The organism is Ferrovibrio sp., from assembly GCF_046297595.1.
Classification (GTDB): Bacteria; Pseudomonadota; Alphaproteobacteria; order Ferrovibrionales; family Ferrovibrionaceae; genus Ferrovibrio.
On sequence record NZ_JBKBHT010000001.1, the window covers coordinates 1 to 18,273 of the forward strand.

The window sequence follows — 18,273 nt, forward strand, 5'->3', positions numbered from 1 at the left end:
CAGTCCGTCCCCTTTAGCCACTCGGGCACCCCTCCGACCGGCCCCCCGATTACCGAAGGGATATCCGTCCGTCAATGGATAAACGCGACAAAAGCACCATCATCGCCCCCCTGCCCTCAAAACTTTAGAGTTCGGGCGGCAATGTTGTTGCTTTTACCAACCGGCAGTATAAGACCCGCCATGTCCAGACGCAAGCCGGATGCCCGGAACCCCAAACGCCCCTCGTCCCACTCCAGCGCCTCCCATGGCGGCAAAGGGGGCGGCAAACCCAGCCGGGGCCCGCGCCGTGATGGCGGAGCGGAAGGGCATGGCCGCCCAGAGAAGCCCATCAAGGCCGGGAAACAGGGCAAATTCGCCCCTGGTCAGGCCTATGGTCAGTCTCGCGGTCAACGCGCCCATGACCGCAATGCCGGCGGCAAGGGCCCGAATCGTCCGGAACGGACCGGTCGGGATGATCACCGGCCGGACCCGCGCCATGAAAGGCACGATCGGGACCCGGACCGGAGCTTTGACCGCCCCCGGCATGGCCCCCGTTCCCAGAGCCAGGGCAATCGCGAGCTGCCGACCTGGCTGTACGGCAGCCATGCCTGCCTGGCCGCCCTGCACAATCCGGAACGCTATCATCGCCGCCTGCTGTTGACCCGCGAGGCGCGCGAGACCCTGGCCGGCGACCTGCCGGCCAATCCCCAGCCCGAAACGGTCGACCGCGCGCGGCTGGATGCCCTGCTGCCCCCCGGTGCCGTACACCAGGGCATCGCCCTGCTGACCGACCCCTTGGAAGACCCAGGCGTGGAATCCCTGAAAGAGCCTCTGGACGAGGCCGGGGACGACGCCCGGGAAACCGTGCTGCTGCTGGACCATGTGACGGACCCCCGCAATGTCGGCGCCATTCTTCGTTCAGCCGCCGCGTTCGGCGCGCGGGCAGTGATTGTCACCGACCGCCATGCCCCCGAAGCCACCGGGGCCCTGGCCAAGGCGGCCTCGGGCGGGCTGGAGGTCGTGCCGCTGATCCGGGTGACCAATCTGTCGCGGGCCCTGGATCTGCTGGCCGAATACGGCTTCTGGCGCGTGGGCCTGGAGATGGAAACCGAAAAATCCCTGGCCCAGGCCGTAAGCGGCATCCGCCGCCTGGCCCTGGTGCTGGGCGCGGAGGACGAAGGCTTGCGTCGGCTGACCCGCGAGAAATGCGACTTCCTCGCGAAGCTGCCGATGAGCGGCGCCGTGGAAAGCCTGAATGTTTCAGCCGCTGCGGCCGTCGCCCTGTACGAGGCCGCTCGGGGCAGCGCCGGCACCAAGGATTCCCTTTAAAGACTTGGTAAGTATTGTAGCCTGAGACTGCCCAGAATTTCAGGATAGGCGGTTTCATGTCCATCACATTGCAGGAATATGAAAAGCTGTTCCCCGCCGCCAAGGTGATGCGGGACGGGCGCAAGCTGACATACATGACGCCCAATTCGGGTTGCCTGTGGCGCGTGCAGTCGCTGCTTACCAAGGAACCGAGCACCATCGAATGGCTCGACAGTTTTCCGATGGGCAGCAGGATGCTGGATGTCGGCGCCAATGTGGGCATGTATTCGATCTACGCAGGCGTGATGCGCGACGCCGCCGTCTACGCCTTCGAGCCGGAATCCCAGAACTATGCCACGCTGTGCCGGAATATCGTCGCCAATAATCTGAGCGATCGGGTCATCGCCTGGAGCGCCGCACTGTCCGATGTCGAGGCCTTCGACCGGCTGCATCTGTCGCAATTCCAGGCTGGCTCATCCTGTCATTCCTTCGGGCAATCGCTTGATCCCTATCTGAAGGAAAAGAAGAACCCCTTCATCCAGGGCTGCTATTCCACCACGGTCGACAGGCTGATCGACACCGGCGCAATCCCTGTGCCGAACTTCATCAAGATCGATGTCGACGGAATCGAGCACAAGATCGTCAAAGGCGCGGAAAAAACGCTCCAGAACCCCGAAGTTGCCTCTCTTTTGATCGAGATCAATCCACATCTCGCCGAACACCGCTGGATTCTGGACCACCTGGCAACGCTGGGCTTCCGCTACGATCCCGAACAGGTGGCCAAAGCCTCCCGGACGGATGGCTATTTCGAGGGTGTGGGTGAATATGTCTTCCGTCGATAAATTTTCTGCCGCCAAACTCCATGCGATGTATCAGATCCTGAATGCTCCGCTCAGGACCTGGCCCTTCCCGCATATCTGCGTTCACAACATCCTGCCGGCGGATTTTTATGCCGAATTGATGCGCAACCGCCTGGACGACGACTGCTTCACTCGACTGGTGGATACTGGCCGGGTCGGCATGGGTTACAGCGGCGCGCGCGCATGCGTGTTCCCCAAGGAAGTAGATAGCCTGCCAACATCGGAAGAGAAGCGCAGCTTCTGGAAACAGCTGTTCGAAACCTTCCGCGATGCGGAATTCAGCAGCATCTGGCTTTCAGTCTTCAAGCAGGGCATGGCCGAGAAGCTGGCCGACAACAAGATGACGGTTGCCGACCTTAAGCTTTACAATGAAATGTTCCTGATGCGGGACACCACGACCTATTCCCTGGGGCCGCATACCGACACGCCGCGCAAGATGGTCTCGGTGCTGTTCTATATGCCACCAGACGACAGCAACAGCCATCTGGGCACATCTGCTTATATTCCGAAGGACCGCAAATTCACATGCATGGGGGGGCCGCACCATCCGTTCGAAAATTTCGAACTGGTGGCAAGCATGCCCTATGTGCCGAACACGTTGGTCGCCTTCCCGCAGACCAAGCGCAGCTTCCACGGCGTGGAGCCGGTTGCCCGCGAAGGCGATGTGCGCGACCTGATTCTGTTCGATCTCAAGACTAGGCTGCCCGGCGACGACGCCTGAATTATAGGCCCGGATACAGCTGCGGCGGCCCGGCTTTCACGCCGACAGGCCGCCGCAATTTTTTGACGTATCGGCTTACGAGGGCGAGCCGTCGCCCATCTGGCTCTGCAGGTAATTCTGCAGGCCCACCTTCTCTACCAGGTCGAGCTGGGTTTCCAGATGGTCGATATGTTCCTCGGTGTCGTCGAGGATCTCGGTGAGAATTTCGCGGCTGACGTAATCCTGCACGCTTTCGCAATGGGCGATCGCTGCGATCAGGTCGGCGCGGCCCTTGCGTTCAAGGTCGAGATTGGCCTGCAAGCCTTCGGGCACGGTTTCGCCGATCTTCAGCTTGCCGAGATCCTGCAGGTTGGGCACGCCTTCGAGCAGCAGCACGCGCTCGATGATCTTGTCGGCGTGCTTCATCTCCTCGATCGATTCTTTGTATTCGTGATGGCCGAGGCGCTCGAAGCCCCAGCTCTTCCACATGCGGGCATGCAGGAAATACTGGTTGATGGCGGTGAGTTCGTTCTTCAGCACACCGTTGAGATGCTGAATCACCTTCTTGTCGCCCTTCATCCCTGAACCTCCTCTGCTGCTGGCGCTGCGCCGGAATCGGTATCGACGCGCTGAGAGGAGGCTTACGCCGCGTTACACGCGGGCTCAAGAGAAATGCGTGTGATTACAAATCACTCGCAAAGAAAATCAGTCTTTTCGCCCTGATTTCCGCGAGTGAGTTTCATGATCGGTGAGGTTGCGCATCACTCGCAGCTTGCAGGCCAGAACCACCATGCCGCCGCAACAGGCGGCCACGATCAGGGCCGTGCCGATCACGCCGCGCTTTCGGCCTGCGCCATCGCCGCACAGGGCATGGCATGGCCGCCATTGGCATTGCCGGCGCGATGTTCGTTCACCATGCAGCGCACGTCGGGCACGCATTTGCCGCATTGCGGCCGGTCGGCGAGTTGGCGGTAGACCCCCGCCACCGAGCGGCAGCCGCCATCCAGCGCCTTGCGCACATCGCCGTCGGTGAAGCCGTGGCAGAGACAGACATACATCGCCGTCCCCCCTTAATGCACCAGCAGCGACAGCGGCTGCGCCGTCGTCGTGCGGGCCGGGTTGCGCTGCCGCGTGCGATACGGCAGGTCATGGCCGCTGCCGCTCAGGCATTCGGCCAGATCGTCCAGTGCGGCCACGAAATCCTGCACGCCCTCGCGACGCACCAGCCATTGCGCCATGGCGCTGGCGGCCTGATGCGCCCCGCTCTGCAGGGCGGCGACGATGGACAGGAAACAGACCTCGTCGGCGCCCAGGCAGGCGCAACAGGGCTGGTGGTAGACGATGGTGCGGCGGGCATGGCGGGTCAGCCCGCTCAGCGCGCTGTCCAGGGCCTGCAGCGCCAGCCGCGCCTCGGCGCGACGGAACTGGCGGTCGAATTCGCGCGCCAGCAAGGGCAGATGCTGCGGGCCGGATACCCAGCGGCGGAAGGCCCAGACGACCAGGCGCTCGCCCTCGCTCAGGTCCTGCACATGGGTCGGCCAGGAGCCGCCCGCTCCGTCGACCGACTGGGAAATCTGCGCTGTCACTGCGTCTGCCCCGTCTCGATAATCTGAACTGCAACTCATTCGCAGGATCAAAGCTAGAGAAGTTGCGAGTGATTATCAAGTGCCTATTTGTCGCAGGCCATGGGCTGGGCGACCGACTTACGGCCGGGACCGGGCGGCCGCCCTTGCCCCCGGCCGCCGGGTCACGTAAATAGCCGCGGAACGACGCGTTTGCCGGATTAGCTCAGCGGTAGAGCAGCGGTTTTGTAAACCGAAGGTCGGGGGTTCAATCCCCTCATCCGGCACCATTCCCCTAGATTATCTGAATTTCAGGGCTCCCATGATCGCGGCACTGTCCTGCGGCCCAAGGGGCCGGCCAGACGACGTGCTGCAGTAATAGCCGCGCACAGAGGTATCTCCGGAAGCCATGCCCTCGCCGTAGAGCAACTGCGACGACACACCGCCATTGGTCAGCCCGCCGAAAGCAAGGCAGGCACGACCCTCCGATTGGAATGGCCGGGTCTGCAGGCTGCCCAGACCATCCGTCTTCGCCAGCGCCGGAGAATCGGCCACGAACTCCGTCTTGCGAGTGGCGAATTCAGTCAAACCCTGTATGGCCTGCCATTGCGGCTGGGTGGAGAAGTAGATGTTGGAATCCCGAATTTGGGAGAGTGCGATCCAGGCGAAAGCGCCCTCGCCGGCAAACGGATTGCCCCAGCGATACTGGAAGCTGCGTACCTTATTGTTGTTCGAGGAATTGCCCTTCAGTTCCCAGCCGCGACTGGGCTTTCCACTCAGGCCCGGGGCAGAGAATTCCAGCCGGCTTTGACTGACCGGGAACTGCTCCCAGGATGTCTGGGCCGCTGCCGGCGACGACAGCATAAGAACCGCCCCGTAGATACAGAGATACGTCCCGCGCATGACTCCCCCTAAGTTCCCTGCTCACACACATTACGCTAGCTTACAGAAAAAATAACCACCATAGGTATGCTGCGCGCACTTGATAAAATATACCCATTCAGTCGGCCTGCTGCGGTTCTCCCAAGACCGGGCTGCCCATGATGAACCAGGCCCGGGCAATCCTTTTTCCGGCCAGTTCGTAGATCCCGATCACGTCGATCTGCCCTTTCCCCTCCGGGAAATTACGCGTCACCACTTCGCGGTCCACCACGCGGTTGCCGACCGACATGCGGTTGACCAGCCGGCCGAACAGGTCGGGCTCCTGGAACCGCACGAGGTGCCGTGTCCGGATTTCCGATGCGCCATCGGCCAGCAGACGGTTGGGGAATTCGTATATCCGCGCCTCTTCGGCCCAGCAGGCCATGAAGGCCTCGATGTCGCGGGCGTTATAGGCATCGAGCTGTTTCTGCACGACGGCTTCGGCACTGGAATCCATGACTGCGCTCTCCGTTGGGGACGCGCACTATAGCCAGCCGGCAGACAACACAGAATCGCGGAATTGTCCCGATGCAATCGGCAGACGCCGCCGCTCAGTTGCCCGCTACGGGTTCGTCGTAAAGCTGGCGGATCGCGGGTGCGCCATGCTCGAAGGCCGCCAGGACGGCAGGATCGAAATGCGACGGGCTGGTGCGGTCGTCGCCGCGCAGGATCAGGTTCACGGCCTTCTCATGGTTCAGGGCCGGCTTGTAGGGGCGTTCGGAGCGCAGCGCGTCATACACATCGGCCACCGCGATGACGCGTGCCGGCAGCGGAATGGCGAGGCCGGCGATGCCATGGGGATAGCCGCCGCCATCGAAACGTTCATGATGATGCAGGGCGGCATCGGCGGCGCAGTCGAGCCAGGGATGGCCGAAATCGCGCAACATGCCATGGCCGTTGGAGGTATGCTCCATCATCTGGCGGTATTCGTCGGGCGTGAGCCGGCCGGGCTTGAACAGCACGGTCTCGGGCAGCGTGCTTTTCCCGATATCGTGCAGCAGCGCGCAGACGCCGATCCGACCCACCTCCTCGCCACCCAGCCCCAGGCGGGTTGCCAGCAGATCGCAGACCGGGCGCATCCGGCAGCCATGCTCGAAAGTATCGCCGTCATTGGCATGGGCCTGGCGGGCAAGGCCGTTGGCTATGGAAAAAATATCGAGCGACCGCTCCACGGCCATGGAATGCCTCTTTATCGATCAGAGGACGTCCCGCAGCGTGACACTACCGGGACGGATCAGGACTACTGGTACGGATCAGGAGCGCCTGCTTTTAGAGTGAAACGCCCATCGGAAATTGATCAGGATCAACAGAGGTCGGAATACTGCGGGCCTATTCCCCCAGCAGGAAATCCTTGGCCCGGTTGATCTGCGCCGCCAGGAACGTCGATCCGCCCTGATCCGGATGGAATTTCTTCATCAGCCGGCGATGCGCGGCGCGGATATCATCGGGGCCGGCACCCGGCTGCAGTCCGAGGATATCCAGGGCCTGTTCGTGGGTCATCGTCGCGCCGGCACCGGCCGTGCCGGCCGCATCACCCGGATCACCGCGCGCCGCCTTTTCGCGCCAGTCCTCGCCGACCGTGCGGTCGAGATAGGCTTCCAGCAGAGCGGCGGCCTGGTTGTCGGCCGCCCGACAATCGCGCAGCAGCAGGATCAGGTCTTCGAAAGCCAGCGACGCCAGCGTGCGACCGGCGAACCGCCCCTGCAGCACTTCGCCATGCATGCGTCCGGTGGCGTGGTCGAGCTGCATGCGCAGCCAGGATGTCTCGACCTGCGACTGCTGGCCACCACCAGCGCCGCCTTCGGTTTGTTCATAGCCCGTGCGCGCCTTCTGCCAGCCTGACGCGGCGCCACGCCCGCCGAACAACCCGCCAAACGGCCGCAGGCCGCGCGGCAGATAACCTAGCGCGGCAGCACCCGCGGCGCCCAGCATCATCGCCACGTCGATGCGGCCACGAACCAGGAAGAACACCGCCAGCCCGCCGCAGAGGATCGCGCCGGCATATCGGATGCCTCGTGCCAGCAGGCGCGGATCGGCATTGACGAAGGCCTTGCCGCCCAGCCAGAGCAGAATGACGCCCACAACACCAAGCGCGAACCACGCCACCATCACATCACCGCATCTGGCCGATCAGCAACTGCGCGCTGCCGCCGGACCGTTTGGCATAATCCTCCAGCGCCCTGATGCCGCCCGCCGCATAAACGGCCACCGCCGAAAGCAGGTCGCGCAGCGTAGCCGCGCTGGAGCGGTCGAAGGCGCAATAGGCACCGCGGGTCAGGCGCGCCATGTCGCGGAAACAGGCCTGCGCCAGCGGTTCCTGCCCTTCCTGGAAGGCGAAGATCGGCACGCCCATCAGGCCCAGCTCGCCGGCGCGCCGGGCAACCTCGTCGGAATCTTCCTCCATGCAGTCGCCCACATAGACCAGCGCGTTTATCCTGCCTTCCCGCGCCTCGGCGATGGTGTGGCGCAGCACACGCTCGATCTGCGTGTAACCTCCCACGCATTCGACCTGCCGCATCAGGCGCAGCAGCGTGCCTGTGTCGGAGACCCAACCCGAAGCACGGCATTCGCCCTGGCCACGAAAAAAGACCAACTGGATATCGAGCCCGCCGATACCGGCCGTGGCGCGGAACATATCGGCCTGGATATCCTGCGCCTCATCCCAGGTTGGCCTGCGGCTGGCCGTGGCATCCATGGCGAAAACCAGCCGGCCGCGACCGCCGGACGGCACATCGACGCGGGGACTGAGCGCCACCTGCCGCAGGAAGGCGTCAACCTCCTGACTGGAGGATTTGGTCGGGACATGCCCCGAATCAGATGCCTTGCGATGACCGTTCACGCGTTGATCTCTCTGAGACTACACGTCAAAATATAGGCAGATCGCGGCCTAATGCCAGAAGGGCTCAATAAAGATCGCCAGCCCCGCATGGCGGGCCGACGATAACGCTGGTCTTGTTGGTCGCAATCGTTATCCTATCTTGGCAGAAGCGGCAGCAAACCGCCGTTGCGAGGAAACGTTAATAACCGGGAGGACACGCATGATCGCGTCAACATTCAAAGCCCTTGGTCTGGCAGCCGTGGCGGCCGTCGCTTTTGCGGGCGCGGCTCAGGCCCAGTCGAAATCGCTGACCCTGGGCACCGCCTCGGTGGGCGGCACGTATTTCATCTATGGCGGCGTGGTGGCCACCCTGGTGACAGAGAAAACCGGGATCAACGTCTCGACCCAGCAGACCCAGGGCCCGAACCAGAACCTGCTGCTGGTCGACAGCAAGGCGATCGAACTCGGCATGGTGACTATGGGCGTCGCCCTGCACGGCTGGAACGGCACCGGCTGGGCCAACGGCAAGAAATACCAGAATGCCCGTGCGCTCTTCCCGATGTACGACACGCCTTTCCATTTCATCACCACCGAGAAGTCCGGGATCAAGTCGGTGGCCGAGATGAACGGCAAGAATGTGGGCGTGGGTCCCCGCGCCGGCACGCCCGGCACCTACTTCCCGCTGATGTTCGAGGCATTGGGCATCAAGGCCACCATCCGTAACGGCGGCGCTTCCGACATGTCGAGCCAGCTCGGCGACGGCCTGCTCGATGTCTTCGCCTTCGCGGCGGGCGTGCCGATCTCGGCCTTCTCCGAACTGGAAGCCCAGCGTCCGGTGAAGTTCATCACCTTCACCGACGCCCAGCTCAAGACCCTGCAGGAGAAGATTCCGGAGCTGTCCCCGTCGGTGATTCCGAAGGGCACCTACCGGACCCTGACCGAGGACCACAAGACCCTCGGCCTGTACAACTTCGCGATTGCACACAAGGACCTGTCGGATGACGATGCCTACAAGATCGTCAAGGCGGTGATGGACAACAACGACGCCATGGTGAAGGGCCACTCGGCCGCCAAGGAAACCATTGCCAAGAATGCCGACAAGAACACCTTCCTGCCCTTCCATCCGGGTGCGGTGAAGTACTTCAAGGAAAAGGGCATCGCCCTCAACCCGAAGACCATGATGTAAGCGCCAGTCGCGCTATCGGCTGATATTTGCCGGCCATCCCCTGCCCGCCTATCGACGGGCAGGGGATTTTGTTATGAATGGCGTGTCGTACCGGACACAGAGCCGGATGCCGCGCCGGGGAGGCTAAGAAATGACCGTCAAGACCAACGCCCAGGATCCGGGCGCCAAGACTGCCGAGAAAATTCAGGAACAGGCCGAAATCGGCGGCAATGTTCGCATCCTGCGAGGCTGGGAAACCCAGCTTCTATTCTGGAGTTGCGTGGTCTTCACTGTTTTCCATCTGGCGGTCCTCAACCTTTACCCGATCGACCCCTGGCTGTTCCGCAGCGTCCACGTCTCCTTCGGGTCGGCCATCGGTTTTCTGATGTTCTCGGCGGCGTCGCGCCCGCGTCGTGCCGGCGTGCCCTGGTATGACTGGATCCTGATCGCGGTCAGCATCGCCTGCTTCGTCTATATCTACGACAATCTCGACGGCCTGCTGTTTCGCGCCGGTGCCGCGCCTACCCAGTGGGACATGGTGATCGGCATCGCCGGCACGCTGCTAATCCTCGAGATCACCCGCCGCAGCGCCGGTCTGGCCCTGCCGATCATCGCGGGCATCTTCCTGCTCTATTGCGTGGTCGGCCCCTGGATGCCCGGCGTGCTTTATCACAAGGGTATCCGGATCGATCACCTGTTCTCGTTCATCTATTCGATGGAAGGTGTGTTCGGCCCCACGACAGCGGTTTCCTCCACCTACATCATCCTGTTCATCGCTTTTGCCGGTTTCCTGCAGGTCTCAAAGATCGGCGACTATTTCGTCAACTTCTCCTTCTCGCTCGCCGGCCAGGCGCGCGGCGGCCCGGCCAAGGTGGCGGTACTGTCCAGCGCGCTGATGGGCACGATCAATGGCACCTCGGCCGGCAACGTGGCCGCCACGGGCACCTTCACCATCCCGATGATGAAGAAGGTCGGGTACCCGCCGCGCAGCGCGGGCGCCATCGAGGCGGCGGCTTCCACCGGCGGCCAAATCATGCCGCCGGTGATGGGGGCTGGCGCCTTCATCATGGCCGAGATCACGGGCATCCCCTACACGGAGCTGATGATCGCGGCCGTGTTGCCGGCCATCCTGTATTTCCTCGCGGTCTATTTCATGGTCGACAACGAGGCCAAGCGCATGAACATGCGCGGACTGCCGCGCTCCGAGTTGCCGCAGTTCAACGTGATGATCCGCCGGGTATTCCTGTTCATCCCGCTGGTGGTTCTGATCACGGGTCTGGTTTCGGGCTATTCGGTGATTCGCTCCGGCACGCTTGGCATGGTCACCGCGCTGGTGGTCAGCTGGATACTGCCCGACACCCGGATGGGGCCGCGCGCGGTTCTTGAAGCTTTGCATCTGGGTGCAAAAGGCACCATTCAGCTGATCGCGGTGTGCGCCTGTGCCGGCATCATCGTCGGGGTGATTGGCCTGACCGGCATTGGCCTGCGTTTCTCATCCATGATCCTGGCGATTGCCGGCGAGAGCCAGCTTTTTGCCCTGATCTTTGCCATGATCATCGCGATCATCCTGGGCATGGGCATGCCAACCACGGCGGCCTATGCCGTGGCGGCATCGGTGGTGGCACCAGGCCTGATCAAGCTGGGCATCTCACCCCTGGTAGCCCACATGTTCGTGTTCTACTACGCGGTGATCTCGGCCATCACACCGCCGGTGGCGCTGGCCGGTTATGCCGGCGCGGCGATTGCCGGCAGCGACCCGATGAAAACCTCCGTCACGTCGTTCGTCTATGGCATGGCGGCGTTCATCGTGCCGTTCATGTTCTTCTACAGCCCGGCCCTGCTCGCCCAGGGCGACTGGACCCAGGTGGCGCATTACGGCGCCACCGCCTGTATCGGCGTCTACCTGCTGGCCGGCGCGTTGCAGGCCTGGTATTTCGGCCCGATCAGTGTGCCGCTCCGGATCGTGCTGTTCGCCGGTTCGTTGCTACTCATCTATGGCGGCCTCGCCACCGACGTGGCCGGCCTGGCCATCGCCATGCTGCTGGCGATCTGGCAATACAGCCGCCGCAAGGTCCGCTAGTTCAGCAGCCCTTAGCCATGAAACGCCGCCGGCAAAACCGGCGGCGTTTTTCTTGGCGCGGATTACTCAGTCTTCCGTGATCAGGTTCAGCCCCAGCAGCAGGTTACGAACCTCCTGCCGTGCAGCCGCCTGCGCCATGTTCAGGCCGCCGGTACCGCCCGAAAGTCCAGTGCGGTCGAGGTCCATCAGGGTGAGGCCCGAGAGGAACAATTCGCGGAAGATCACCCGCTCCGATAATCCCGGCAGGAAGCGGAATCCGATCCGCTTCTGCAGGGCTTCAAGTACCTGCCCGACATTGCGCTTGTTGCGTGCATCGAGATGCGACAGGCGATTGCGGATCACCACCCAGTCCACGGTCTGGCGGTCGCGGGCGAAACGCTGCTTGCGCTGTTCCCACACCATGACGGCGTAGCGGCTGGGCTTGAGCACTTTCAGCGTATCCGGATCGACGCTGGCCAGCAGGTCGAGATCGATGAAGCTGTCATTCACCGGCGTGACCAGCAGATCGGCATAGGAGTGGCCGACGCGCGACAGGTTGGTGTCGCTACCCGGGCAGTCGATCAGAATGAAATCGTGTCGCTGCGACAGGTCGGCGATGGCCGCTGCAAGTCGCGTGGCCTCGTCGGCCTCGGCCTCGGGTTTCAGCGGGTTGTCGCTTTCGCCAACAACCACATGCTCGGGCATGGCGAGATTCAGGCCGTGACGGGCAACGAAAGCCGCGCGATTCTCCAGATAACGGCTCAGCGTGCGTTGCTTGGCATCCAGATCGATGGCCGCGATCCGCCCGCCCTCCAGCAGCAGGGCGATAAGAATGTGCATCGCCGTGGTGAATTTTCCCGAACCGCCTTTTTCGTTGCCGACAACGATGATGCGCGCCCGCGCCTGAGCGTCCATGATACCCCCGGAATCAGATGACGCTTGGTATTACAGCAGGCCGAGGTCGCGCAACTGCGCCGCCATCTCGGGCGGCATCTCGGCCGCGCCCTTGCCCAGATCGGCCAGGTCGGGCGGGGCATCCTCGGCTTCCAGATAGCGCCAGCCCTGATGCGGCCGGCGCGGCTGCGGCACCACCGGAATCAGCTCGCACTTCATCACGATGCCGCAATGCGGGCCTTTGTTCTCCAGCACGGCTTCTTCCAGCCGCACGATGGGGCAGCGCACCGCGATATAGCCCTTCACGATCCAGTAAAGCGAACCGCCGGCCAGAACTTCCTCTGACCGCTTGGGCATGTGCCGGGTGTAATGCGTGAAGGTCTTGCCCTGTTTGCGGCGGATTTTGATGCGCTCGCGGAAATGCTCGACGCTTTCGATGCCGACCGCGATCTTGAGCAGGTGTACCGGCTGGGGCCGTTTCACAGGCATTTCGATTTCAGCGCGCGGGCCACGCGCGAGACCGGCGGCCGGCCGAGCCGGTCAGAGATCCACCACGCGGTCTGCACCAGCTTCTTCAGGTCAACGCCGGTCTCTATGCCCATGCCATCCAGCATGTAGACCAGATCCTCGGTCGCCACGTTGCCGGTGGCGCCCGGCGCATAGGGACAGCCGCCCAGTCCCGCCACCGAGGCATCGTGCCGCGCCACGCCGCATTCCAGTGCTGCCAGCGTATTGGCCAGGGCCTGGCCGTAGGTATCGTGGAAATGGCCGCCCAGCACCTCAAGCGGCACCTGCGCGGCACAGGCCTCGATCATGGCCTTCACCTTGCCGGGTGTTCCCACACCGATGGTGTCGCCCAGGCCGATATCGTCGCAGCCCAGATCGTGCATCATCTTCACGACCTTGGCGGTCTGCTGCGGCGCGATGGCACCCTCGAAGGGGCAGCCGACCACCACCGAAACGAAGCCGCGCACCTTAACGCCGTCGCGTTTGGCGGCTTCCACCACCGGCCGGAAACGCTCGATGCTTTCGGCAACGCTGCAATTGATGTTCTTCTGCGAAAAGCTTTCGCTGGCGGCCGCGAAAATGCCCACCGCCTCGGCGCCGGCCGCCCGCGCGCCTTCATAGCCCTTCATGTTGGGCGTCAGCACCTGATAAGTGACGCCCGGGCGGCGCTTCAGTTGCGCCATCACCTCGTTATGGTCACCCATCTGCGGCACCCATTTGGGCGAGACGAAGCTGGTGGCCTCGATATGGGTCAGGCCGCAATCGGCCAGACGGTCGATCAGTTCGACCTTCACCTCGGTCGGCACCACGCCCGGTTCGTTCTGCAGGCCATCGCGCGGCCCGGCTTCCCAAAGCGTGATCCGCTGCGGCATTGCCATGGCTTCAGTCCTCGGTTTCCAGATGCAGCAGCACGGCGCCCTCGGGCACCTGATCGCCGGCCCGGAAGGGCAACTTGGCAACCGTGCCGCGCGCGGGTGCGCTGATCGTGTGTTCCATCTTCATGGCTTCCAGGATCAGCAGCGGCTGGCCCTTATCTACCTTCGCGCCCTCGGCCACCAACACCTGCACGATCTTGCCCGGCATCGGCGCGGTGAGCTGGCCACCGCCGCCCTCCTCCGCGTCGCCGGCGGCGCGCGGATCGACGATGGTCAGGCGGTGACTCTCGCCCGGCAGCAGCACGACGACATCATCGTTCTGCCGCACAATCCCGACACGGATACGACGCCCTTCGATCACGGCATCCAGCCCGCCGTCACCATCCAGGCTGCCCTGCACGACCAGGGCGCTTTCCGGCCCATGCACGCGCAGATCGCCATCGGCCAGATACTCGATGCGGCAATGAATGTCGGACTCGCGTTCACGCAGAATCAGTTCGTCCCAGCCCTGGTCGTTCATGCGCCAGCCATTCACGGCAGACCAGGGCGACCAGGGGTCGCCGCTCTGGGCCGATTGCCGCGCTACCGCCTCGCGACGTTCCAGCGTCACGGCCAGGGCGACCAGCGCCAGGATCATGGTGCTGGCCGGCTGCGGCGTCGGGATCAGGTCGGCGCGGAAACGCTCGATGAAGCCGGTATCGAGGTCGCCAGCCATGAAGGCCGGGTGGCCGGCCAGGGCGATCAGGAAAGCGGTATTGGTGGCCACACCGGCCACCTGGTACTCCGCCAGCGCCTGGCGCATGCGGCGCAGGGCAGAAAGTCGATCTCGATCCCACACGATCAGCTTGGCGATCATCGGGTCGTAATAGGGTGTGACGGCATCTCCTTCGCGCACGCCGGTATCGACGCGGACATGCGCGTCTTCCGCCGGCGGCCGCAGGCGATGCAGCGTACCGACTGAGGGCAGGAAGTTCTTCTGCGGATCTTCGGCGTAGATGCGCGCCTCGACGGCATGACCGTCGATGGCGAGATCCTTCTGGGTCAGCGGCAGGCGCTCGCCGGAGGCCACGCGCAGCTGCCATTCCACCAGGTCCTGCCCGGTGATCATTTCGGTGACCGGATGCTCCACCTGCAGGCGGGTATTCATTTCCATGAAATAGAAACGGTCCGGCTTCAGGCCCTCGGAAACATCGGCGATGAATTCCACCGTGCCGGCGCCGACATAGCCGATTGCCTTGGCGGCCGCCACCGCCGCCTCGCCCATCGCGGCGCGCATGGCCGGCGGCATGTCGGGGGCCGGGGCTTCCTCCAGCACCTTCTGGTGGCGACGCTGCACCGAGCAGTCGCGTTCGAACAGATGCACGGCATTGCCATGGCCGTCGGCAAAGACCTGGATTTCGATGTGCCGCGGCTTAACCAGATATTTTTCCAGCAGCACCTTGTCGTCGCCGAAGGCATTGGCGGCTTCGCGCTGCGCGCCGGCCAGGGCGGCCGCAAAATCCTTGGGCGTATCCACGCGGCGCATGCCCTTGCCGCCGCCACCGGCCACAGCCTTGATCAGCACGGGATAGCCGATGCGCTCGGCTTCCTTAGCCAGCAGGTCGGGCGACTGGTCGTCGCCGTGATACCCCGGCACCACCGGCACCCTGGCCTTTTCCATCAGCGCCTTCGCCGCGCCTTTCAGCCCCATGGCCTCGATAGCGGCGGGCGGCGGGCCGATGAAGACCAGCCCGGCTTCGGCACAGGCCCTGGCAAAGCCGGCATTCTCAGACAGGAAACCATAACCGGGATGGATCGCCTGGGCACCGGTGAGCTTTGCCGCATTGATGACGCGCTCGGCCACCAGATAGCTGTCGCGCACGGCAGCGCCGCCGATATGCACGGCCTCATCGGCCATGGCGACATGGCGTGCCCTGGCATCGGCATCGGAATAGACGGCCACGGTGGCCACGCCCAGCCGCTTGGCGGTGCGGATGACCCGGCAGGCGATCTCGCCGCGATTGGCGATCAGGATCTTGCGGAACACGCGCTCAACTCCACTCAGGATGCCCAGCTTGGCTTGCGCTTCTCGAAGAAGGCGGCAAGTCCTTCCTGTCCCTCCGCGCTGGCGCGGCGGTCGGCAATGTTGCGGGCGGTGAATTCCATGATCTCGTCGTCGACGCTGCGGTTGGCGACGCGCCCGATCAGCAACTTGCTGTCGCGGATCGCGCCCGGCGCGCCCTGCAACAGCGCCGCCACCAGTTCGAGCCCGCGGGTTTCCAGCGCGCCTTCGTCGGCCACCACGTCATGCACCAGACCGATGCGACAGGCTTCCTCGGCGCCGAACCGTTCGCCGGTGAGGAAATAGCGCCGCGCCTGCCGCGCGCCCATCGCTGCCACCACATAGGGCGATATGGTGGCGGGCGTCAGGCCCAGCCGCACTTCCGTCAGCGCAAACTGCGCCGCTTTGGTGGCCACCACGATATCGGCGCCCGAGGCTAGGCCGGTGCCGCCGGCCATGCAGTTGCCCTGCACCAGCGCCAGCACGGCCTGCGGCAGGTCGTTCAGCTGCTTCAACATGCGCGCCATGTTCAGGGTGCTGGCACGGTTCTGTTCCGGCGTCGCCTGGCCGGACTTGCGCATCCAGTCGAGGTCGCCGCCGGCGGAAAAGCTCTTGCCCGCGCCGCGCAGCACCACCACGCGCACATCCTTGCGGCTGGCCAGATCGCCCCAGATCGCGCCCAGGCGCTGCACCACGTCGTCGTTGAAGGCATTATGGATATGCGGCCGGTTCAGCGTCACCGTGGCGACACCGCGCGGATCGATTTCCAGCAGAACCAGTTCCTGCGTCTCGCTCATGGCGCTTTCCCTGCCCTTACATTCTGAACACGCCGAACTTCGTCGGCTCGATCGGTGCGTTATGGGCCATGCTGAGGCCAAGGCCAAGCACGGTGCGGGTATCGGCCGGATCGATGATGCCGTCGTCCCACAGGCGCGCCGAGGCGTAATACGGATGCCCCTGGCGGTCGTATTGCGCACGGATCGGGTTCTTGAAGGCCTCTTCCTCGTCCTTGCTCCAGGCGCCGCCTGAGGCCTCGATGCCGTCGCGCTTCACCGTCGCCAGCACGCTGGCGGCCTGCTCGCCACCCATCACCGAGATACGGGCATTCGGCCACATGATCAGCAGGCGTGGCGAATAGGCGCGGCCGCACATGCCGTAATTGCCGGCACCATAGGAACCGCCGATGATCACCGTGAATTTCGGCACTTTCGCGCAGGACACCGCCGTTACCAGTTTGGCGCCGTCGCGGGCGATGCCGCCGGACTCGTATTTCTTGCCGACCATGAAGCCGGTGATGTTCTGCAGGAACAGCAGCGGAATGTTGCGCTGGCAGCAAAGCTCGATGAAATGCGCCCCCTTCAGGGCACTTTCCGAGAACAGGATGCCATTGTTGGCGATGATGCCGACCGGATAGCCGTGGATGCGGGCGAAACCGCAGACCAGCGTCGTGCCATACAGCTTCTTGAATTCATCCAGTTCGGAATCGTCCACGATGCGGGCGATGATCTCGCGCACGTCGAAGGGGACTCGGCCATCCTTCGGGATCACGCCATAAAGCTCGGCCGGATCATAGCGCGGCGGCAGCGGCGGGCGGATATCCCCCGTGACCTGCTTCACGCCATTGAGATTGCCGACAATGCGACGGGCCAGCCCCAGGGCATGGGTATCGTTCATGGCATAATGGTCGCTGACGCCGGAAACGCGCGCATGCACGTCGGCACCGCCCAATTCCTCGGCCGAGACGATCTCGCCCGTTGCGGCTTTCACCAGCGGCGGGCCACCGAGGAAAATGGTGCCCTGGTTGCGCACGATGATCGATTCATCCGACATCGCCGGTACATAGGCACCGCCTGCCGTGCAGGACCCCATCACCACGGCGATCTGCGGGATGCCGTCGGCCGACATGTTGGCCTGATTGTAGAAGATGCGGCCGAAATGCTCGCGGTCGGGAAACACGTCGTCCCAAGTCGGCAGGTTGGCGCCGCCGGAATCGACCAGATACAGACAGGGCAGCCGATTCTGCCAGGCGATTTCCTGCGCCCGCAGATGTTTCTTCACCGTCATCGGGAAGTAGGTGCCGCCCTTCACAGTGGCATCGTTGCAGACGATGACACATTCGCGGCCCATCACCCGGCCGACACCGGTGATCACGCCAGCCGCATGGATGTCGCCGCCATACATGTCCCAGGCGGCGAACTGGCTGAGTTCCAGGAACGGCGAGCCCGGATCCAGCAGGGTGCGGACGCGGTCGCGCGGCAGCAGCTTGCCGCGGGACAGATGTTTCTCGCGGGCCTTGTCACCGCCGCCCTGCTTGATCAGCTGGACCTTGGCTTTGAGATCGTCGACCAGCGCCTGCATCTGGGCCGCGTTATCGCGGAAGGCTGCCGAACGGGTATCGAGTTGGCTGGTTAGCGCGCTCATGACCTTGCGTTCTGCTTTATCTTTCTCGGGCAATACCGGGCGAACATGCCAGCGCCCCCCGCCCACCGCAAGGGGTGCGAGCCCCGTCTTGACGCGAAAAGCATGGGTGCCGGATAGTGGGCGGTGAATTTGCTCTATCTATTGGCAACATCGACAAAATCTA

The 18,273-nt window shown here is 63.7% G+C and carries 20 protein-coding genes and 1 tRNA gene; 6 read left to right on the forward strand and 15 right to left on the reverse strand.

Annotation, left to right across the window (positions count from 1 at the left end):
* The first annotated feature begins 180 nt into the window (after window positions 1-180).
* From rlmB to ACK4FJ_RS00015, 3 genes are read left to right on the forward strand one after another with little or no spacing between them, the layout of a single operon-like run.
* The gene (rlmB, locus tag ACK4FJ_RS00005; RefSeq protein ID WP_409762104.1) at window positions 181-1,308 is read left to right on the forward strand and encodes a 23S rRNA (guanosine(2251)-2'-O)-methyltransferase RlmB; all 1,128 of its coding nucleotides are present in this window, start codon (window positions 181-183) and stop codon (window positions 1,306-1,308) included.
* A 56-nt stretch (window positions 1,309-1,364) separates the two neighbouring features.
* Window positions 1,365-2,129 (forward strand): FkbM family methyltransferase, encoded by a 765-nt coding sequence (locus tag ACK4FJ_RS00010; protein ID WP_409762107.1) that lies wholly within the window; start codon window positions 1,365-1,367, stop codon window positions 2,127-2,129.
* A 25-nt stretch (window positions 2,130-2,154) separates the two neighbouring features.
* Window positions 2,155-2,868: a hypothetical protein gene (locus ACK4FJ_RS00015; protein ID WP_409762110.1), complete on the forward strand. Its 714-nt coding sequence runs from the start codon at window positions 2,155-2,157 to the stop codon at window positions 2,866-2,868.
* A gap of 75 nt (window positions 2,869-2,943) precedes the next feature.
* Here ACK4FJ_RS00015 and bfr read toward each other — a convergent pair whose 3' ends face one another.
* The 4 genes from bfr to ACK4FJ_RS00035 form a co-directional block, all read right to left on the reverse strand.
* Window positions 2,944-3,426, reverse strand: a complete 483-nt coding sequence (gene bfr / locus ACK4FJ_RS00020) for a bacterioferritin (protein WP_409762113.1) — start codon at window positions 3,424-3,426, stop codon at window positions 2,944-2,946.
* A gap of 126 nt (window positions 3,427-3,552) precedes the next feature.
* Complete coding sequence (locus tag ACK4FJ_RS00025) at window positions 3,553-3,681, reverse strand: hypothetical protein (protein ID WP_409762115.1); 129 nt, start codon at window positions 3,679-3,681, stop codon at window positions 3,553-3,555.
* Entirely contained in the window at window positions 3,678-3,905 is a 228-nt protein-coding gene (locus tag ACK4FJ_RS00030; protein ID WP_409762118.1) for a bacterioferritin-associated ferredoxin, read from the reverse strand. The genes ACK4FJ_RS00025 and ACK4FJ_RS00030 overlap by 4 nt, the downstream gene beginning before the upstream one ends.
* 12 nt (window positions 3,906-3,917) lie before the next feature.
* On the reverse strand, window positions 3,918-4,433 hold the full coding sequence (locus ACK4FJ_RS00035) for a hypothetical protein (RefSeq protein ID WP_409762121.1): 516 nt from the start codon (window positions 4,431-4,433) through the stop codon (window positions 3,918-3,920).
* 191 nt (window positions 4,434-4,624) lie between these two features.
* On the opposite strand from ACK4FJ_RS00035, the gene ACK4FJ_RS00040 reads away from it, so the two are divergent.
* Window positions 4,625-4,699: transfer RNA gene (locus tag ACK4FJ_RS00040), tRNA-Thr, on the forward strand.
* Window positions 4,700-4,709: 10 nt separating this feature from the next.
* Here ACK4FJ_RS00040 and ACK4FJ_RS00045 read toward each other — a convergent pair.
* The 5 genes from ACK4FJ_RS00045 to ACK4FJ_RS00065 form a co-directional block, all read right to left on the reverse strand.
* On the reverse strand, window positions 4,710-5,273 hold the full coding sequence (locus ACK4FJ_RS00045; RefSeq protein ID WP_409762124.1) for a hypothetical protein: 564 nt from the start codon (window positions 5,271-5,273) through the stop codon (window positions 4,710-4,712).
* Between the two features lie 136 nt (window positions 5,274-5,409).
* Entirely contained in the window at window positions 5,410-5,787 is a 378-nt protein-coding gene (locus tag ACK4FJ_RS00050; RefSeq protein ID WP_409762127.1) for a nuclear transport factor 2 family protein, read from the reverse strand.
* A 94-nt stretch (window positions 5,788-5,881) separates the two neighbouring features.
* Entirely contained in the window at window positions 5,882-6,508 is a 627-nt protein-coding gene (locus ACK4FJ_RS00055; protein ID WP_409762130.1) for an HD-GYP domain-containing protein, read from the reverse strand.
* A gap of 151 nt (window positions 6,509-6,659) precedes the next feature.
* The gene (locus tag ACK4FJ_RS00060) at window positions 6,660-7,439 is read right to left on the reverse strand and encodes a hypothetical protein (protein WP_409762133.1); all 780 of its coding nucleotides are present in this window, start codon (window positions 7,437-7,439) and stop codon (window positions 6,660-6,662) included.
* 4 nt (window positions 7,440-7,443) lie between these two features.
* The gene (locus tag ACK4FJ_RS00065) at window positions 7,444-8,169 is read right to left on the reverse strand and encodes a VWA domain-containing protein (protein WP_409762136.1); all 726 of its coding nucleotides are present in this window, start codon (window positions 8,167-8,169) and stop codon (window positions 7,444-7,446) included.
* Between the two features lie 199 nt (window positions 8,170-8,368).
* On the opposite strand from ACK4FJ_RS00065, the gene ACK4FJ_RS00070 reads away from it, so the two are divergent.
* Both ACK4FJ_RS00070 and ACK4FJ_RS00075 read left to right on the forward strand, forming a co-directional pair.
* Window positions 8,369-9,334, forward strand: coding sequence for a TAXI family TRAP transporter solute-binding subunit (locus tag ACK4FJ_RS00070; protein ID WP_409762139.1), 966 nt, complete (start codon window positions 8,369-8,371; stop codon window positions 9,332-9,334).
* Between the two features lie 130 nt (window positions 9,335-9,464).
* A complete protein-coding gene (locus tag ACK4FJ_RS00075) occupies window positions 9,465-11,393 on the forward strand; it encodes a TRAP transporter permease (protein WP_409762142.1) in 1,929 nt (642 codons plus the stop codon).
* Between the two features lie 66 nt (window positions 11,394-11,459).
* On the opposite strand, the gene ACK4FJ_RS00080 is transcribed toward ACK4FJ_RS00075, so the two are convergent.
* Genes ACK4FJ_RS00080 through ACK4FJ_RS00105 form a run of 6 tightly spaced genes read right to left on the reverse strand, consistent with a single transcriptional unit; the run spans window position 11,460 to window position 18,110 of the window.
* Complete coding sequence (locus ACK4FJ_RS00080) at window positions 11,460-12,287, reverse strand: division plane positioning ATPase MipZ (protein WP_409762145.1); 828 nt, start codon at window positions 12,285-12,287, stop codon at window positions 11,460-11,462.
* 30 nt (window positions 12,288-12,317) lie between these two features.
* A complete protein-coding gene (locus tag ACK4FJ_RS00085; RefSeq protein WP_409762148.1) occupies window positions 12,318-12,755 on the reverse strand; it encodes a DUF1489 family protein in 438 nt (145 codons plus the stop codon).
* Window positions 12,746-13,651: a hydroxymethylglutaryl-CoA lyase gene (locus ACK4FJ_RS00090; RefSeq protein WP_409762151.1), complete on the reverse strand. Its 906-nt coding sequence runs from the start codon at window positions 13,649-13,651 to the stop codon at window positions 12,746-12,748. The genes ACK4FJ_RS00085 and ACK4FJ_RS00090 overlap by 10 nt, the downstream gene beginning before the upstream one ends.
* A gap of 4 nt (window positions 13,652-13,655) precedes the next feature.
* On the reverse strand, window positions 13,656-15,674 hold the full coding sequence (locus tag ACK4FJ_RS00095) for an acetyl/propionyl/methylcrotonyl-CoA carboxylase subunit alpha (RefSeq protein WP_409762154.1): 2,019 nt from the start codon (window positions 15,672-15,674) through the stop codon (window positions 13,656-13,658).
* A gap of 14 nt (window positions 15,675-15,688) precedes the next feature.
* On the reverse strand, window positions 15,689-16,486 hold the full coding sequence (locus ACK4FJ_RS00100) for an enoyl-CoA hydratase-related protein (RefSeq protein ID WP_409762157.1): 798 nt from the start codon (window positions 16,484-16,486) through the stop codon (window positions 15,689-15,691).
* A 16-nt stretch (window positions 16,487-16,502) separates the two neighbouring features.
* Window positions 16,503-18,110: a carboxyl transferase domain-containing protein gene (locus ACK4FJ_RS00105; protein WP_409762159.1), complete on the reverse strand. Its 1,608-nt coding sequence runs from the start codon at window positions 18,108-18,110 to the stop codon at window positions 16,503-16,505.
* Window positions 18,111-18,273: the final 163 nt, after the last annotated feature.

Excerpts from the sequence above, each read along its gene's own strand:
- rlmB (WP_409762104.1), top strand. The coding sequence starts at position 181 with ATGTCCAGACGCAAGCCGGATGCCCGGAACCCCAAACGCCCCTCGTCC.
- ACK4FJ_RS00010 (WP_409762107.1), top strand. The coding sequence starts at position 1,365 with ATGTCCATCACATTGCAGGAATATGAAAAGCTGTTCCCCGCCGCCAAG.
- ACK4FJ_RS00015 (WP_409762110.1), top strand. The coding sequence starts at position 2,155 with ATGTATCAGATCCTGAATGCTCCGCTCAGGACCTGGCCCTTCCCGCAT.
- bfr (WP_409762113.1), bottom strand. The coding sequence starts at position 3,426 with ATGAAGGGCGACAAGAAGGTGATTCAGCATCTCAACGGTGTGCTGAAG.
- ACK4FJ_RS00030 (WP_409762118.1), bottom strand. The coding sequence starts at position 3,905 with ATGTATGTCTGTCTCTGCCACGGCTTCACCGACGGCGATGTGCGCAAG.
- ACK4FJ_RS00045 (WP_409762124.1), bottom strand. The coding sequence starts at position 5,273 with ATGCTGTCGTCGCCGGCAGCGGCCCAGACATCCTGGGAGCAGTTCCCG.
- ACK4FJ_RS00050 (WP_409762127.1), bottom strand. The coding sequence starts at position 5,787 with ATGGATTCCAGTGCCGAAGCCGTCGTGCAGAAACAGCTCGATGCCTAT.
- ACK4FJ_RS00055 (WP_409762130.1), bottom strand. The coding sequence starts at position 6,508 with ATGGCCGTGGAGCGGTCGCTCGATATTTTTTCCATAGCCAACGGCCTT.
- ACK4FJ_RS00060 (WP_409762133.1), bottom strand. The coding sequence starts at position 7,439 with ATGGTGGCGTGGTTCGCGCTTGGTGTTGTGGGCGTCATTCTGCTCTGG.
- ACK4FJ_RS00070 (WP_409762139.1), top strand. The coding sequence starts at position 8,369 with ATGATCGCGTCAACATTCAAAGCCCTTGGTCTGGCAGCCGTGGCGGCC.
- ACK4FJ_RS00075 (WP_409762142.1), top strand. The coding sequence starts at position 9,465 with ATGACCGTCAAGACCAACGCCCAGGATCCGGGCGCCAAGACTGCCGAG.
- ACK4FJ_RS00080 (WP_409762145.1), bottom strand. The coding sequence starts at position 12,287 with ATGGACGCTCAGGCGCGGGCGCGCATCATCGTTGTCGGCAACGAAAAA.
- ACK4FJ_RS00085 (WP_409762148.1), bottom strand. The coding sequence starts at position 12,755 with ATGCCTGTGAAACGGCCCCAGCCGGTACACCTGCTCAAGATCGCGGTC.
- ACK4FJ_RS00090 (WP_409762151.1), bottom strand. The coding sequence starts at position 13,651 with ATGGCAATGCCGCAGCGGATCACGCTTTGGGAAGCCGGGCCGCGCGAT.
- ACK4FJ_RS00100 (WP_409762157.1), bottom strand. The coding sequence starts at position 16,486 with ATGAGCGAGACGCAGGAACTGGTTCTGCTGGAAATCGATCCGCGCGGT.
- ACK4FJ_RS00105 (WP_409762159.1), bottom strand. The coding sequence starts at position 18,110 with ATGAGCGCGCTAACCAGCCAACTCGATACCCGTTCGGCAGCCTTCCGC.